The organism is Pseudomonas sp. Marseille-P9899 (assembly GCF_903166565.1).
In the GTDB taxonomy this organism is placed as follows: Bacteria; Pseudomonadota; Gammaproteobacteria; order Pseudomonadales; family Pseudomonadaceae; genus Aquipseudomonas; species Aquipseudomonas huaxiensis.
This window is the reverse complement of record NZ_CAESCG010000001.1, coordinates 799,629-814,711: the sequence shown is the minus strand read 5'-3', so window position 1 is coordinate 814,711 and position 15,083 is coordinate 799,629. Positions and strand designations below refer to the sequence as shown.

The 15,083-nt window shown below is 57.3% G+C and carries 16 protein-coding genes; 3 read left to right on the top strand and 13 right to left on the bottom strand.

Translation table 11 applies throughout. The features are described 5' to 3' along the window. Nucleotides 1–139: 139 nt before the first annotated feature. Nucleotides 140–487 carry a hypothetical protein gene (locus tag HWV67_RS03635; RefSeq protein ID WP_175649967.1) on the top strand — a complete coding sequence of 116 codons (348 nt, stop codon included), beginning with the start codon at nt 140–142 and terminating at the stop codon, nt 485–487. Nucleotides 488–653: 166 nt separating this feature from the next. Here the strand turns inward: HWV67_RS03635 and HWV67_RS03630 are convergent, their stop codons facing one another. From HWV67_RS03630 to HWV67_RS03615, 4 genes are all read right to left on the bottom strand, one after another. Continuing rightward, nucleotides 654–1,049, bottom strand: a complete 396-nt coding sequence (locus HWV67_RS03630; protein ID WP_175649966.1) for a hypothetical protein — start codon at nt 1,047–1,049, stop codon at nt 654–656. A 571-nt stretch (nt 1,050–1,620) separates the two neighbouring features. Continuing rightward, on the bottom strand, nt 1,621–2,766 hold the full coding sequence (locus HWV67_RS03625; protein WP_175649965.1) for a hypothetical protein: 1,146 nt from the start codon (nt 2,764–2,766) through the stop codon (nt 1,621–1,623). Between the two features lie 85 nt (nt 2,767–2,851). After that, complete coding sequence (locus HWV67_RS03620; protein WP_175649964.1) at nt 2,852–4,135, bottom strand: Y-family DNA polymerase; 1,284 nt, start codon at nt 4,133–4,135, stop codon at nt 2,852–2,854. Further along, on the bottom strand, nt 4,119–4,550 hold the full coding sequence (locus HWV67_RS03615) for a LexA family protein (RefSeq protein WP_175649963.1): 432 nt from the start codon (nt 4,548–4,550) through the stop codon (nt 4,119–4,121). Before HWV67_RS03615 ends, HWV67_RS03620 begins: the two co-directional genes overlap by 17 nt. A gap of 98 nt (nt 4,551–4,648) precedes the next feature. Between HWV67_RS03615 and HWV67_RS03610 the strand changes: the two genes are divergently transcribed. Then, complete coding sequence (locus HWV67_RS03610) at nt 4,649–5,308, top strand: SOS response-associated peptidase family protein (RefSeq protein ID WP_175649962.1); 660 nt, start codon at nt 4,649–4,651, stop codon at nt 5,306–5,308. Between the two features lie 371 nt (nt 5,309–5,679). Continuing rightward, nucleotides 5,680–7,032, top strand: a complete 1,353-nt coding sequence (locus HWV67_RS03605) for a hypothetical protein (protein WP_175649961.1) — start codon at nt 5,680–5,682, stop codon at nt 7,030–7,032. Nucleotides 7,033–7,084: 52 nt separating this feature from the next. On the opposite strand, the gene HWV67_RS03600 is transcribed toward HWV67_RS03605, so the two are convergent. The 9 genes from HWV67_RS03600 to HWV67_RS03560 all read right to left on the bottom strand — a co-directional run bounded on the left by HWV67_RS03600 (nt 7,085) and on the right by HWV67_RS03560 (nt 15,071). Next, nucleotides 7,085–7,879: a DNA adenine methylase gene (locus tag HWV67_RS03600; protein WP_175649960.1), complete on the bottom strand. Its 795-nt coding sequence runs from the start codon at nt 7,877–7,879 to the stop codon at nt 7,085–7,087. Nucleotides 7,880–8,033: 154 nt separating this feature from the next. Further along, the gene (locus tag HWV67_RS03595; RefSeq protein WP_175649959.1) at nt 8,034–8,534 is read right to left on the bottom strand and encodes a lysis system i-spanin subunit Rz; all 501 of its coding nucleotides are present in this window, start codon (nt 8,532–8,534) and stop codon (nt 8,034–8,036) included. Next, nucleotides 8,531–9,082: a glycoside hydrolase family 19 protein gene (locus HWV67_RS03590; RefSeq protein WP_175649958.1), complete on the bottom strand. Its 552-nt coding sequence runs from the start codon at nt 9,080–9,082 to the stop codon at nt 8,531–8,533. Before HWV67_RS03590 ends, HWV67_RS03595 begins: the two co-directional genes overlap by 4 nt. A 23-nt stretch (nt 9,083–9,105) precedes the next feature. Continuing rightward, complete coding sequence (locus tag HWV67_RS03585; protein ID WP_175649957.1) at nt 9,106–10,161, bottom strand: phage late control D family protein; 1,056 nt, start codon at nt 10,159–10,161, stop codon at nt 9,106–9,108. Between the two features lie 62 nt (nt 10,162–10,223). Beyond that, nucleotides 10,224–10,430: a tail protein X gene (locus HWV67_RS03580; RefSeq protein ID WP_175649956.1), complete on the bottom strand. Its 207-nt coding sequence runs from the start codon at nt 10,428–10,430 to the stop codon at nt 10,224–10,226. Continuing rightward, a complete protein-coding gene (locus tag HWV67_RS03575) occupies nt 10,405–11,250 on the bottom strand; it encodes a phage tail protein (RefSeq protein ID WP_175649955.1) in 846 nt (281 codons plus the stop codon). Before HWV67_RS03575 ends, HWV67_RS03580 begins: the two co-directional genes overlap by 26 nt. Nucleotides 11,251–11,259: 9 nt before the next feature. Then, nucleotides 11,260–14,106: a phage tail tape measure protein gene (locus HWV67_RS03570; protein WP_175649954.1), complete on the bottom strand. Its 2,847-nt coding sequence runs from the start codon at nt 14,104–14,106 to the stop codon at nt 11,260–11,262. 131 nt (nt 14,107–14,237) lie between these two features. Further along, nucleotides 14,238–14,534 carry a phage tail assembly protein gene (locus HWV67_RS03565; protein WP_175649953.1) on the bottom strand — a complete coding sequence of 99 codons (297 nt, stop codon included), beginning with the start codon at nt 14,532–14,534 and terminating at the stop codon, nt 14,238–14,240. A gap of 27 nt (nt 14,535–14,561) precedes the next feature. Beyond that, the gene (locus HWV67_RS03560; RefSeq protein WP_175649952.1) at nt 14,562–15,071 is read right to left on the bottom strand and encodes a phage major tail tube protein; all 510 of its coding nucleotides are present in this window, start codon (nt 15,069–15,071) and stop codon (nt 14,562–14,564) included. Nucleotides 15,072–15,083 lie beyond the last annotated feature (12 nt).

Genomic DNA, 15,083 nt, shown 5'->3' with positions numbered 1-15,083 from the left:
TGGCGCTACAAACCTCAGGATAGAGAACATTAGCTCTCTTAAGATGGCGACAACGATGATCTCAACTCAATATTCACCACGTTGAGTTCAAGCGGCAGGTGTGAAGTTGTGCCTCTTCAAGCCCAACCAGGATCAACCGATGCAATACACTTTGAAAACCTTGGTCTGCTTATTGATGCTTTGGGCCACAGTAGCCAGTGCAACTTCACCATGTGCAGGTGATGGGTGCATTAACGAAACATCGGCTTTCTTTGTTGCACCATTTGATTTTTTCGAGGCCAAGTGCTCTTCGGTGAATCCTAGTATGCGGGAGCGATACTCTGCGGTGACCGCCAACTTCCTAAAAAACGAGGATGCAGATCTCCTCAAAAAGTTGCGGGCTTCGGAACCCTACGCTCGCGTGCTAGCCGAGATAAAATCGATCGCAAACTCCTTAAGCTCAGACGAGCTTGGCAACGCTTGTGAAGAGTTTTTGAAAGGGAAATAGGGGAATCGGGGGCACAGCATTAGTCGTCAGCTATTGGCTTGGAATGTAGGTTTCGTGGATCGCACTCGGATAACCTGCTTTCCCATCTTGTGGTAGGTGGGGTTTATGGATCGGACTCAATGCATCGACATGGCTGACTCCTGAAAGTACACAGTCGGTGTTCTAGCTACTGACAAAGCGCTTCTTCAACCGTCTTGTCGATGACAATCTCGAAACGCCTGTCGCCGTGCTCAATGACAGGCGATATTGACCTGACAGTGCCGAAACCCACCTTCCTTCCGCATATTTTCAAGTATTGTCGATCAAATGCCTCGAATATCTCGACGTTGTCCTCATCCCTCGTACGCCCCATGTATGCCTCGCGCACGACCTGCCCTGCTTTAATGGATTGGTCGCACGTCGTGGCATCTAGGTCATAACAGTAAACAACCGGCGAGCGCAGGTCGTTTCTGATTTCAAGAGTCGACATAAAAGTTCGCTCACAACCGGAAAGCATCACACTCATCAACAAACAAATAACGCCGCGTTGAAATACAAACGAAATTCTTGGCACCGCTTTCATTAACTATCGTCCTGTTGTACTCATTGTCCATATCGACCTAGGCGACGCAAGCGTGCTGCTTGGACACTCAAAGGAAGGCATCACCGAAAGGGTATACCGTCGAATCGGGGCCATCGCGAAGCCTTCCAAGTAGGGAGGTTTCGGAACTCCACCCCCAAAGTTTCGGAACTCTCGCACTTTCTCACGCACAAGAAAAAACCCCGCAGACGTTAATCTGCGGGGCTTTCAAATATGGAGGCCGAGGTCGGAATCGAACCGGCGTAGACGGATTTGCAATCCGGAGAGTATTCCTTTTTATTTCAACAACTTACAAATGCATCGGTTCCGCATCGACGCACTTTGAGCGAGGCTGAAAGCCAATAAAACCAATGGGTTGCTAGTCAGTTGCGGAACTGATTTTCGCCCCTTTCCTAGGGTGAAAAGCTCCCACCACAGCCGACACCCTTGAGCTGTTGCATTTGAGACATGCTGCCAGCAAAGCTGTGCTGGGTGAGTTTTCGCCATGGATGACCCGTAACGGCCACTCCAACGTTCACGAAACGTCGCGCCGCCTAGCGGCAGCATACTCCGCTCAATCAACCAACAGGTATCCCCAATAATAATCTTCTAATCGAATCTGGCCATTCATCGGCCAGATACTCACATAGAGATAATTTTCTCCCGGTATAAACCCGCCTACGTATCTAAGCACCTGACAGTAATAACCCTCAGGCACATGCTTAACGACGTCAGAAGTCTGAAGCGGCATTACATACATAGGTTTCCCAATATGCACGGGAGGGGCCTCCGCAACTTTCACTCTCTTCGGCCATTTCTGTTTAGCCTCAAACCTCTGCTTTGCTATCAGAAACCCTAGCAGTACATCCACGCAGTAACTAAAATTCTCCTGATTCAACTCGTTAGCTGCATACTCAATTTCATAATCACAATGCCAGACATCATTTTCCAGTTCGACCATCCGGGGGGTCAAACGCCTGAAATTCTCTACCTCAACTGCGCTTACGCCCCACTCCAGACAATCATTTTTCAACCTATCAACATCCACTTGAACATAATCACATGGAGTCTTTACAAAATTAGCTATCCACTCTGATTTTCTAGTATGTTCAGGAGCTTTGTGACCGCGAGGCTCTAGCAATAACCAACCTATTCCCCGACCAAGATTATTCCTAAATCCGTAGACACAGTATTCACCCTCGTAGGCAATAAAGAACGCTTTACGAAGAGTCTGCAATGACTCTAGAAACCTCTCCTCGCCAGCCGAAATTATTGCAGAACTAACCAAAACTTTCAGAACACCTTCATTTAGAACATCAGCTGCAAATATCTCGTGAAGCACCTTTCCATAGACTTTTTGCAGCGCCGAGTCGGCGAACTGCAAAGCGACACTGAGATAATTAACAACAGAGACAGGCTCACATAACTGACCGTAATGTTTACAAATAACCCGCTGCTTATTGAGAGCCTTGATAGTACCCGACTTAACTATGGGAACTTCCTTCTTTTTCAGCTCACCTAGCAGCTCATCAAAAGACTTTGACTCAAGATTGGCAACATCTAGCTCATCAAGAAGCGCCAGAATCACCAATTCAACAAAGTCCTGAAGAATAATTATACCGGCCGTAGATAAATGCCTATCTCCAACCTCAATCAGATTTTTGGCTTCATTCAATATAGACTTAGCAACAATCAGGGTATCCAATGCAGAAGGCTTCATAATCTCTCCGTGACACTACCTTTCTTTCATAATTACACGCTTCGACATCATTGCGCCACTACCCAGAGCGAAGGGGGAAATCATCTTAACTTGCGCTCACCCTCCACAAGTCGCTGACTCTTGTTGTATAAGACTGACTCATTATTTCTCGCCGCATCCCCCAATCTGGAGCAGCAGGGACGCCAGCCGGCCGAAGCGTCCCTCTGCCCCATCGACCATTGATCCGATCCAGCACCTGCATCACCCGCTCGGCTTGCACAGGCTGCGAAGCCGCAAACAGGTCATCCGTAAACTGGCCGCGCTGGCAGAGATCCATCAGCAAAACCTCTGCCTTGCTATAGCGAAACCCCGGCTGGTAAACCCGCTCCACCGCCTGTAGGGCGAACGAGGTCATCAAGCGGACGTCGTCGGTGGGATACGGCATCTGCACCACCACCCCATTCGCGTACTTCGCCTCATCCGGATTGAACATGCCCGTGCGGATGCTGATGCGCATCTTGCGGCAAGGCGACTGCTGGGCCGGGAGCTTCCCCGAGGCGCGCATGACGTAGGTAGCAACCGCCTCTTTTAGCGGCGCCAGGTCGGTAAGGCGCTTGCCAAACATTCTGCTGCAGCAGATTTCTTGCTTGGGCGGATCCGGCTCATCGAGTTCTAGGCAAGCGGTGCCGGCCAGCTCTCGCGCAGTTTTTTCTACCACCACGCTGAAGTTCTTCCGGAGTGTCCAGGGATCAGCCAGCGAAAGGTCCCACGCCGTCCGGATGTTCATGCCCTGCAGGTGCGCCGTCATCCGCCGGCCAATACCCCAGACGTCAGACACGTCGCACTTTTTCAGCACCCAATCCCGCTTGACCTTGTCGCGCAGGCCCCCCCCCCCGCCGCTCTGGACCTGCCAACGCTTGGCTGCATGATTGGCCAGCTTCGCCAAAGTCTTCGTGCCGGCGATACCGACACCAACCGGAATGCCGGTGTGCTGCAGTACCCGGGCACGGATCTGGCGGCCGAGCTGTTCCAGGTCGCAGGTCATGCCGGTCAGGTCGGCGAACGCTTCGTCGATGGAGTAGACCTCAACGGCCGGCACCATGCCCTCGATCACGGCCATGACGCGCTGGCTCATGTCGCCGTACAGCGCGTAGTTGGACGAAAAGGCCACGATGCCGTGCTGGCGGAGCTTGTGTTTGATCTGGAAGAACGGCTCGCCCATCTTGATGAATGTCTTGGCGTCGGCACTCCGGGCGATCACACAGCCGTCGTTGTTGCTCAGCACGACAATGGGAGTGCGCAGCAGGTCCGGGCGGAAGACACGCTCACAGCTCGCATAGAAACTGTTGCAGTCGACCAGGGCAAAGACCGGCTCAGGCGCAGGGATCATGGCTGCGCACACTGAATGTCACTACGCCCCAAATCAGCAGCTCATCGCCTTCGAGGATGTAGCGCGGTGCATAGCGCCTGTTCTCCGACAGCAGCGCAACCTGCTGGCCGATCTTCTGCAGGCGCTTGCACACCGGCTCAGCGTTGACTGCGGCGATCACGATGTGACCGTGGCGGGCCTCTATCGATCGGTCGACCACCACCAAGTCGCCGTCGAAGATGCCGGCGCCCTGCATGCTGTCGCCGTCTATTCTGACGAGGTACATGTGCGGGGCACGGATGTCGAACAGCTCGTCCAGTGAGATCTGTTGCTCCATATGATCCGCGGCCGGCGACGGAAACCCGGCCGGCACACGAAACGAATACAGCGGGAGCGGTTCGCCCCCAGACGCAATCGGACCCAGAACGGAAACCATTTGAACACCCCCAAATACTGTATATAAGAACAGTAAACGCGGATGTGTTGAATCGGTCAATTTTGACGTGGGAAATTTCGACAGGTGGGAGGTGCAGCATGTGCGGGAGATTCGCCCAGTACCAAGGACTGGCCGACTATCTACGCGAGTTGGACGCCGAGCAGGACGTGATCAGCGGCTACGACAATGCACCGATTGCCCGGTACAACGTCGTGCCTGGCACACGGGTGCTGATCCTGCATAGCGTGGAAGAGGGTCTACGCATTGACCCATGCCACTGGGGCTGGGCTCCGTTCTGGGCGAAGGGCAAACGCCCGGACCCGATAAATGCGCGAGTAGAGACAGTGACCACCGGCAAGTTTTTCAAGGCACTCTGGCCCAATGGCCGAGCCTTGGTGATGGCCGATGGTTGGTATGAATGGGTGAAGGATCCAGCGGACCCAAAGAAAAAGCAGCCGTACTTCATCCGGCTGAAGAACCAGGCGCCGATGTTCATGGCGGCACTGGCCCAGGTGCATGCGGACTTGGAACCGCATGAAGGGGATGGGTTCGTGATCATCACGGCCGCGAGTGACCAGGGCATGGTCGATATCCATGATCGTCGGCCGCTGGTGCTGGCCCCTGAGCATGCCCGGCAGTGGATTGATCCGGATCTGACGGCAGCACAGGCGGAGTTTATTGCGAAGGAACTGTGCCTGTCCGTGGATGAGTTCGAGTGGTTCCCCGTTAAGTCGGTCAGAGCAAAAACCTATCATTAGACATCGTCGCGCACGCTGTAGCGCTCGCCCCAGATGGCTGAGCGTCGCCGTCGATAACGTACCGCGGTCAGTAGGCGGAGTTCTCCGACTAAAGAGTCAGCATACGTTTTGCCTTACCGTCGCTTGGAGACGGGTTTTACGCTGATCGCGATATCGCCATGTTTGGGTTCTTTGCGGCGATCTGCGATGGGCTAATGAGGGGTCAACCCCAAGAAAGATATGTATATTAATGCAGTAGATTGGGAGATAGCCCACTTGTCAACGGATGAGTGCTGCATGCGGATAGACGAGCATTATCTTGCCGAGTCCATACAGATCGGCCTACATTCCGAATCATTTAAGGTGCTGCATAGAGCAGGAAGCGTACAAGCATGACAGCAAAGAAACCCAAAAAAACCAAGTACGATATAGCTACCACTTTAAAGCCTTGGAAATTCAAACCCATTCTAGAAACACAAACTTTTGAACTATATGAACTGGCAAATAAGGGCTCTGAGCCTCTCTGGAAAGAAGCCACATCAACCCAAGGCGAATTTACACCGTCACTTCGTCGCAACTTTATCTCTCTAGCACACACAGGAATGCGCAACTCCCAAAACAAAATAATAGACATACTATCAGCCAATACTGGTGTTTGGACCGGAAGTGAGATACTGCTTCAAGGCGTGGCTGACAGTATGGCATGGCAAATAATACAAAATCAGTTGTGCTATGCTCGCAGACTATACAAGGGCCATCCAGCCATTGACTTAAAACACTCAAACTTTGAATCTACTGTCCGCACCGCACAACACATTCACAACAAAGATCCCAATGCATTCGCTTTAATATCAGACCTAACAACTTTCGTTCAAGTTGGTGATGTGCTCACCGTTGACGCTGAAGGTCGGCTCACCCTCGGAGAGGTTAAAGAAGGCAAAAAGAATCATGAGATATTTGAATTCTTAAAGTTTTTTATGAAGAGTGGATGCCCTCGCTCGCTTCACTATTTCGTACAGGAACATGGTGAAAGTGCTTTCAAGCAATTAAAAAGAATGGCAAGACAGACAGACAGGATGGGGCATATTGCGGAGATATTCAACGATGGAGTATCCGAAGACCCAGACAGCAAGAAAAAAATATATATACCATCAGAGGCAAGGATCATCAGCAACTGGGATGAAGAGTTGAACTCTATTCTTGAGCAGACCGACACAAAAAATTACGCACTTGAAGTAGTTGACGAATGCCTTTATTTGGGTGCATATGCGAACGAGGCGATGCTTGGTGCTGGGCACTGCGCCTTCAACATGTGGTTTGATAGTCTTGGCGGAACTTATGACTGCCCTAGAGTACGCCTGATAGACTGCATGACACACCCTTTAGCACCGCCAATATTCAGCCGCCTCATATCCGACAAACATAAGTTTGATATTCTATTCGGAAGAAAAAATATTTGCATAGGCCTTAACATACCAAAATTTCTCGAAGTGCTTAGCCGAAACGGCGTGAATGTTAGAGAGGCCACCAACAAAGAAGCCAGTAAGCTGGACCAGCAAGGTTTCCCCCCATTCAGGCTTGGGGGGAAGGCCTATCAAATAAAACTAGGGGAGAAGGAGACCCCACTAATGGACGGGGTTTTGCTTCGTATACTTATGCATAGCGAGCGGCCGATAGATACTATCATGGCCGTACTTTCCGCGCCTGAACCGGAGCTTGAACTGGATACTAGTAGAGAAGATTAGGCAGAAAATTCCTAACATTCGCTTTGATTAAACTGAAGCGGCATCAGCAGCTCTAGAAGAGCTGGCCAAGACCGTTCGGAGACCAGCTCATTATCGCTAGCTCACCCGTCACATCAGCTTTCCCTTGCCGCTGATTGGCAGTGGTGTATCGAATATCCAGCGTCTCGAAATGGAACCCATCAAAGACCCGCCGGATGTCCGGATGGTCGTTGATGCTGACCATGACCTTCCCCTTGCAACGGCGCATGAAGTCAGCCATGCGCTGGTAGTTTTCGAAGGGGAAGTCCACGCCATAACCTGCCGTTTGCCAGTACGGCGGATCCATGTAGTGGAAGGTATGAGGCCGGTCGTATCGCTCGGCGCACTCCAGCCACGAGAGGTTTTCGACGTACGTGCCGGACAGCCGTTGCCACGCTGCAGACAGGTTTTCCTCGATCCGGAGCAGGTTGATCGCGGGGCCCGTCGTCGCAGTACCGAACGTCTGTCCCGTCACCTTGCCGGCGAAGGCATGGTGCTGCAGGTAGAAGAATCGGGCAGCGCGCTGGATGTCGGTCAGCGTCTCCGGCCGGGTCATCTTTTGCCATTCGAACACCTGGCGCGAACTGAGCGCCCATTTGAACTGACGGACGAATTCTTCCAAGTGGTTCTGAACCACCCGGTACAGGCACACCAGGTCGCCGTTGATATCGTTCAGCACCTCGACTGGTGCCGCCTGGGGCCGCATGAAGTACAGCGCAGCGCCGCCGGCAAAGATCTCGACGTAGCATTCATGGGGTGGAAACAGTGGGATGAGACGGTCGGCCAGGCGGCGTTTGCCACCCATCCAAGGGATGATTGGAGATGTCATTGATTAGCAAGTCTTTTCTGTAGGAGTTAACAGGTGATAGGCTCGCTGCGCTTTGTGCACAGAGCAGGAGCCTCGGCTGGACTTGCAGGTATCGTCTGCGGGTTCGGTGGACCAGGTGAATGTTGACGCATCCACCTGGTCCGCTCCTTTCACTTCAGCGTGCAATCCCTCGCACGTAGGCCTGACAGGCCTGCAGGGCGATCAGTCCTTGATCGCCGTCATCGGTGATTCCGACAATTCGTTGAGCATGCGCTGGGTCAAGTTGGGCTCGCGTGGCTCCATGAACCACGCCGCTGGAGCTGGTGGTGGCTGGCAGCCCACCGCCACTGGCCGGGGCGGCGAGTAGGACTGACAGCCGTAGATCTGCAGTAGCAAGGCGGTCACGCAGGCGAGCTTGAGCTTGTTGGACATTGGTCATCTCTTTTTGGTGGGTTTGGTCACTCGCCTGCAGGCGCGACTCCAGATCCCGGCGCCGAGTCTGTTCGGCCTGCTGCCAGTCGATCACGGCCAGCGCTGCAGCTTCGCGTTCGCGGCCGTAGGCGCTGGCCTGGGCGGAGAGCTGTGCGCCATAGCTGTTGGCTTGCCACTGCCACGCGGCCGCTCCACCCAGGCCGAGCCCGAGCAGCAGCGCGACACGCCAGTCCAGCACGCTCACTGCAGCACCTTCAGGGCGCGCTCGTACAAGGCTTGGCGATCCGCCAGGCCATTGGTGCCACCGTTGATCTTCTTCGTGATCTGCAAGAAGTCTTCCCGGTCTGCCAGGCCGTTGAGACCGTGTGTCTGCCAGTACCAGGCCGCCGACATCGATGCGTACACCGGATGCTCCAGCAACTCCGGGGTGCTGAGCAGGCGACCGTCGCCGAACAACGCCTCGCTGCAGGCGTTGTAGTTGAATTTGCCGGTGATCTGAATCAGACCCCGGCCGCGGTATTTCTGGCCATCACCATCCGCCTCGGGCGTATTGCCCAGGCGCTCGGCCAGTTTTCCAGTGTCGTACTTCTTCAGGTAATCATCGCCGCCCAGCTCGCGCAGGTAGCGGAGCTGGCCTGTTTCGTGGCCGATCTGCGCGACAAAGGCCGCAATGCGCAGCCGGGTGATGATCCCGTACTTGGCCATAGCCGCGTTCAGGGCAGGAACAAAAACGCCGGCTTGTTTGCCGGCGTTGGGGAGGATGCGCAGCAATTGCTGCTCGGTGATGGCCATACGTGTTCTCCTGTGGCTGGCCGTCAGGCCGAAGGGGATAGATCGATTGTCTTCAGTGGTTTGGTTTCTTTTTTCTTCTTGCCGCTGGCCTTGGCCTTGCCCTTCTTGCCACCGTTGCACTCGACCGAGGTCGTCCAACCCGAGGCGGTGAAGGTCTGCTCAACGCTGTCCACCAGGTACTCGCCGTCTAGACCGGTCTTGAAGCCTTGGACGTTGATCATCCGTTCAGCGAACAGGTCGGTGCGGCCGGCCATGTCCAGGCGTACGCCTGCAGTGCTGCGATTGAATGCCGCGAGCCGGGCCTTGGCAGCCTGTTCTGCAGCGGACTTGTTGGGGTAGACGTGGCGGTCGGTGTGGACCGGGGGAAGCGTTGTCGGGGCGTCTTCGTTGGCCAGGTCGATGACCTTCAGCTCGCCGGTTTTCTTGTCCTGATGCTTGGTCTTGACGGCCTTGTGGGTCGTCTTGTCGCCGAGCCTGAGCTGCCAGCGGCTGACGTCCTTGCGGGTAATCGTGATGGCGGGCAACACCTTGCCGCTCGCGGTCTGGCCACCCTGCCGGGGCATGACCAGGAGCTTGCCTTCGGCGACCTTGGCCGTGCAGTCGTATTGCTTTGCCAGGCGGGTGATGAAGTTGAAGTCCGACTCGCTGAGCTGGTCGACGCGGGGCACCTTGGTCTGCACCGGGCAGACAGGCTCCCAGCCATTGCGGCCGGCGATATCGCTGACGATCTGCTGCAGGGGGACGTTCTCCCAACTGCCGCTGCGTGTGGTCTTGCCGGTGCCGCGCATGTCGCTGGCTTTGCCGCGGATCGTCATTGTGTCGGGCGGGCCGCTCAGCTCGATCTCATCGACGGTGTAGCGCCCGAGCCGGGCCAGCGCCTGGCCGGCGTACCCCATGAAGACCTCGACATTGGCCCCGCGACTGGGCAGCGACACCGCCTGGTCGCGGTCATCGATGCGCAGTTCGAACTCATCCGACTCAAGCCCCGGTTTATCGGACGTGCGCAGCATCAGCAGCCGGTCGTTGATAAGCGCGGTGATGTCGCGGCTGTCCGCGACAACACGAAAGACAGGTTGCATTGATCATCCCCCTCAAATGAAAAACCCCGCACTCGGCGGGGCTGGGTTGTTACGCGGTAGGGTCAATCCCAGAGACGCACCGTTGCGTCGGTCGACACTGGCAGGTCCGGCAATTCGACCAGCACCCCAGCGCGGTACGGCTGGGGAATGTCGGCCAGTCCCTGATTTGCAGCCAGTACCGCCTCAACGGTGCCGTTGAGATGGCCGTAATAGTGCTGGCACAACGTGTCCAGCAGGTCCCCGTCAGACGTTCTGCAGGTCGTCGCCATAGCTCACAAACTCCAGCGAGAATGATTGTTTACGCGGGATGCCACCGGCCAGAAGGCTGCTTTGCTCCTCCTCGACACTGAGCAAGCACCAGTTGCCCAGCACTTCGCCATAGCCGGTGACCAGGCTCAGCGCCTGCAGGTTGCGGCCGATGCTGCGCAGCGTGTCCAGTTGCTTGAGCCCGCCCTTGTGACCGGGGTAGATCACGCCCTTGATGGTGATCTTGTCGTCGCCCTGCCCCACGGCCTGCTGCGCAATCGAGCGCGTCAGCCGCTCCTGCCCCGCCCAGCGAAACGCCGTCTGCCGGCGCAGCTCCTCGAACGCAGCCGTGTCGAGGTTGAAGTAGTACGGCTGCGCATTCGGCGCCTGGGACTGGATGATCAGCAGATGCGGGAACGGCTTCACCGCTTCGGCGGCCGGGGTCTGCTCCGGAGAGAACGAAGACGACGGCACGATGTTGCCCAGGGACGGACTGACCTTGCCGGCCACCCGATTGATCGCTGCCCCGGCCTTGGCGGCCTGCTCTTGTAGGGTTCCCAGCCGCTCCTGCACCTGGGCGGCCGCCGTAGTGGCCTGCCCGTACATCGAGGCCACCCGCCCCACGGCCTCTTGAGCAGCAGTGATACCGCGCATCGTCCGTTGCAGCTTCTCGCCAAGCGCCGGCCCAACGAAGGGAATACCCTCCAGCTCCGACGCCGCACCAGTGATATCGCTGATAGCACCGTTCATAGGGCCCAGCATCTCGTCGGCGCTACGCCGGCCAGCCTCTCCCGCTGCAACCAGGGATTTAAACCCGGATTGCAGTTGCTCCATATAGGCCATGGGCCCTCCTTAAACGTGGGGTTCGTCGCTCAACTGGCGGGCCTGAGCCTGCCGGGCGAAGTCTTCCATCTGCCGCTGTAGATGCGGCCAGAGCTCTTGCGCCACTCGCCCCGGGTCTTTCACATCCCCCCGGACCGTCACCGGCATGCTCGGCGAGAACACGAAGGACTGATCCACCTGGGCCCGCTCAGACTTCGGTGAGGCCGCTTTGGCCAGCTCCTGCGCGCTGGGAGCTGCTGAAGCCGTCTTATCCAAGTCACGCACAACGGCGCCCATGCTCGCCCCCTGCGGGGCCACAACTCCCCCGCCAGGCAACTGCACCGTGCCGGGGTTGCGCGGGTCATACGGCACAACAGAAGTCGGCGGCTTGGTCACGACGTCTGACCCGGCAACCTGCTCCTGTTCTTTTTCCCCGAACAGCTTTTTGCCCAGCCAGCCCCCGCCAGCCTCTCCGCCCATGCTGCCGAGGTAGGCGCCCACCAAGCCGCCGATAGCAGTGCCGATGATCGGCACCACCGAACCTATGGCAGCACCGGCAGCCGCACCGGCAGCAGCTCCCGCCAAGCCGCCGGCAACGCCACCGTACCCCTCGGCCTTCTCATCCTGGGTTTCTGCGTTCATCGCAACGTCAACGGCCCCGAGACCTGCGCTAAGAAGGTTCCCGCCCGGAAGGCGCTTACCTATCTCGGTCGCAGTCCGTGCGCCCCTGACCATCGCCCCCAGCGAGCTGGCTACCCTTGACGGGGGCACAGGAGGTGGAACAGGGGGAACGGGTGGCGGTCGAGGCACCGGCGGCCGTGGCCGTGGATTCGGCGAAGGACCCGGCCGAGGACCGGGACCAGGGTTGCGAGTACGCCGAGGACGTCGAGGGCGCGGCCGGCGACGTCGGCCCGGACCATCACCAGCACCCGGCCCAGCCCCACCGCCGAAGGCGTCAGCATTGACGACAAAGACCTTCTGCAGCTCCGACCCGCCACCCTCTGTGCCGCCCTCGTCGTCATTGCTGGACTCACGGAAGATATCCAAGACTTTCAGCCCCACCTCGACCGGCTGGAACCCTTTCTTCTCTTCCTCGCCGGCGCCGTCCTCTCCCTCGCCACCTTCGGATTCGCCCTTGCCGCCGAACATCTTGAGGCCCGACGACAGCAGATCGATTACCTTTCCGCGCCGGCCGCCCTTCTCGTCGTCGCCTCCCTCCCCGTCCCCGTCACCGGAGTTGGTCACGAACACTTTCTGCACCTTGTTCGGGTCGCCCATCAGGGAACCCCGACCAATGTTGAAAATGCCCTTGGCGATCTTGAATCCATTGAACAACCCTCTCAGGGCCAGGAAAGCACCGCCAACCGCCACGACACCACCCACCACGCTCTGCGAGCCGTCAGAGAGCTTGGTGAAGCCCTGAGCCATGGCGGTGACGCTGGTCGCCACCCAGTCAGTCATCGGGCGAATCGCGTCACCGATGCTGCGCATCGCATCGTCCATTGCGTTCGCGGTTTCCGACCACCTCTGTTTCGACGTCTCGCGGCGCTCGGCGAGGTTCTTGTCGAGAATGCCGGTCGCCTGCGTGGCATCTGTCTTGAGCTTGTCGTAGAACCCGCGATTCTGCCCATAGGCGGTGAGCGCGGCCTTGACCTGCATGTCTGCAAAGATGTCGCCCGTGCGCAGAGACTGCTCCAGCGCATCCAGCATCTTGATCGCCTTTTCGGGATCAACTTCTTTGTCAATTTTCGCCTTGGCCTCGGCCATTTTCTTGGCCTTGGCCGGGTCGGTTTTCTCGACGTACTGCATCGCCAGGGCCATGCTGGACTCCATGACCGACATGCCTTTCTGGATGCCGGTGTTGAGCGATGCCTGATAGTCGATACCGGCTTTCTTGTATGCATCCACAACTTCGCCGGAACCGATCTTCTCGATCCAGTTCTTGAGATTGTTCCCCGCCTCGTCCGAGCCACCTGCAGTCTTCATTTGCACCTGCAGCATCGCGCCCAACTGCGCAACCGCTTCCGGCCCGACACTGCCGGTCTTTTCCATTCCGGCCAGCAGCACCGGAAACCAGCGCGCCATATCGGACGCTTCAAAGCTACCCGCCTGCCCCTGCAGGGCGATGCCCTCAAGGGCCTTTGTCATCTGCTCGGGATCAGTGATCTTGGCGTTCTGCTCCAGGGCCATGATCATTCGAGCCGTGTCCTCACCGCCCGCGCCCTGCCCGACCGAGAACTTTGCAGCGACGGTCGAGTAAGACAGCGCCTTGTTCAGATCCATGCCGGCACCGACTAGCTGGTTCACCAGATCGGCGACACCATCGCGGCTCATGCCGTTGTCCTGGGCAACCTGAATGATCTGCTTTGACATCGCCTGCTCTTCAGGCTGGTTCGCTACACCAGCCTTGATCGCAATATCGCGGACCTTGTCTTGATAGTTCGCGCTGATGACTGTCGGGATCGCCACCGCAGTCACTGCTGCAGTCGCTTGGGCCGCGGTGGACTTGAGCCCTTCCTTGCCAGCGGTCATCTGCTGCCGACCTTTGATCTGCAGGTCAGTCGCCTTAGCAGTTCGGCCAAGGCGTTGGTACTCCTGGTTCAACCTGCCCACCTGGACGCCTTGTTTGCGCAGGCTATCCAGGTTTTTATCCAGCTTGCGCAACAGGCCAGCGGCCGAGGCCGAGCCGCTGTCGTGCGCTTTCTTCCACTCGTCTCGCAGCTTGACCGTTTCACCGATCATGCCTTTCAGCACTTTCGCCTTGTTGCCCTTCTGCTCAAGCTTCGCAATGCCGCTTTCAGCGGTCTTGAAAGCCGAGCCGAGCGACGACGCGACCGCGCCGCCGATCACTACCGATAGCGCCAGTTTGCTTGCCATCGTTTACCCCTCGTCGGGCTCAGTCCGTGAGCCACCAGACCATGTCGGCGTAGGACATGGTCATGATTTCGGCGGCGGAAAAGCCCAACTCCGTCGCGAGCCGCTTTGCCGCCAGTTTTTGCAGCGCCGGGTTAAAGCTCGTCGTCTTGCACCAGGCGAAAGTATCCGGTCTGCAGGCGGGTGTAGTCCTTCAACGTCAGCCCCTCCAGATCTTTGGTACTGACTTCGGCAAGCGAGGCGAACAGGTTCATTTCGCGCTGCTCGTCATCAGTACCGCCAGTCTGCTGGGCGGTGCGCATATCGCGCACGGTCGGGGCTCGTAGGTTCAGCTTGTCGACCTGCACGCCATTGGCCTCGGATGGGCGGGTCAGCGTTACGGTAACGCGGTCACCGGCAATGGCCAGCCAGCTCGGGGTTTTCTTGATCATGTGTGGGTTCCTTGCGTGCTAGTGGGATTAGAGGCCGAGGGCCGAGCGTTGGGCGGCGAGCTGGTCAACGCCGTTGATGACGCGCTTCATGCCGAGCGGATCGATCTCGTACATGACCCGGCCGTCGATTTCGAACTTGTAGTAAGTGACCGCGATGTTGTGCTTGAACTCGGCCTTGTCGGCCGCTTTCCAGTCGCCCATGTCGACCTCTTTCAGCAGCCCGCGAAGGGTGACAACCACTGGTGTGATCGCGCCCTTGAGGCCCTTGAAGGCGCCCCGGAACGTGCCGTTGAAAGCAGTGCCATCGGCCAGACCGAAAAACTTCAGCGACTCTTTGCGCACGCCGGTAACCGAGAACCCGGCTTCCATCTTCTCCATGCCTTGGTCCAGCTCGACCGGCGCATCCATGCCACCGACGCGGTGCTCTTCGGTCTTAATCGCGAGCTTGGGCAGCGTCAGGCTGGTGACGTCACCCTGGAAGCTGACGCCGTCCACGAACAGGTTCAGGTTGGCGAGGGTTTGCGGAATCATTGCCATGTGCGGGGTTCC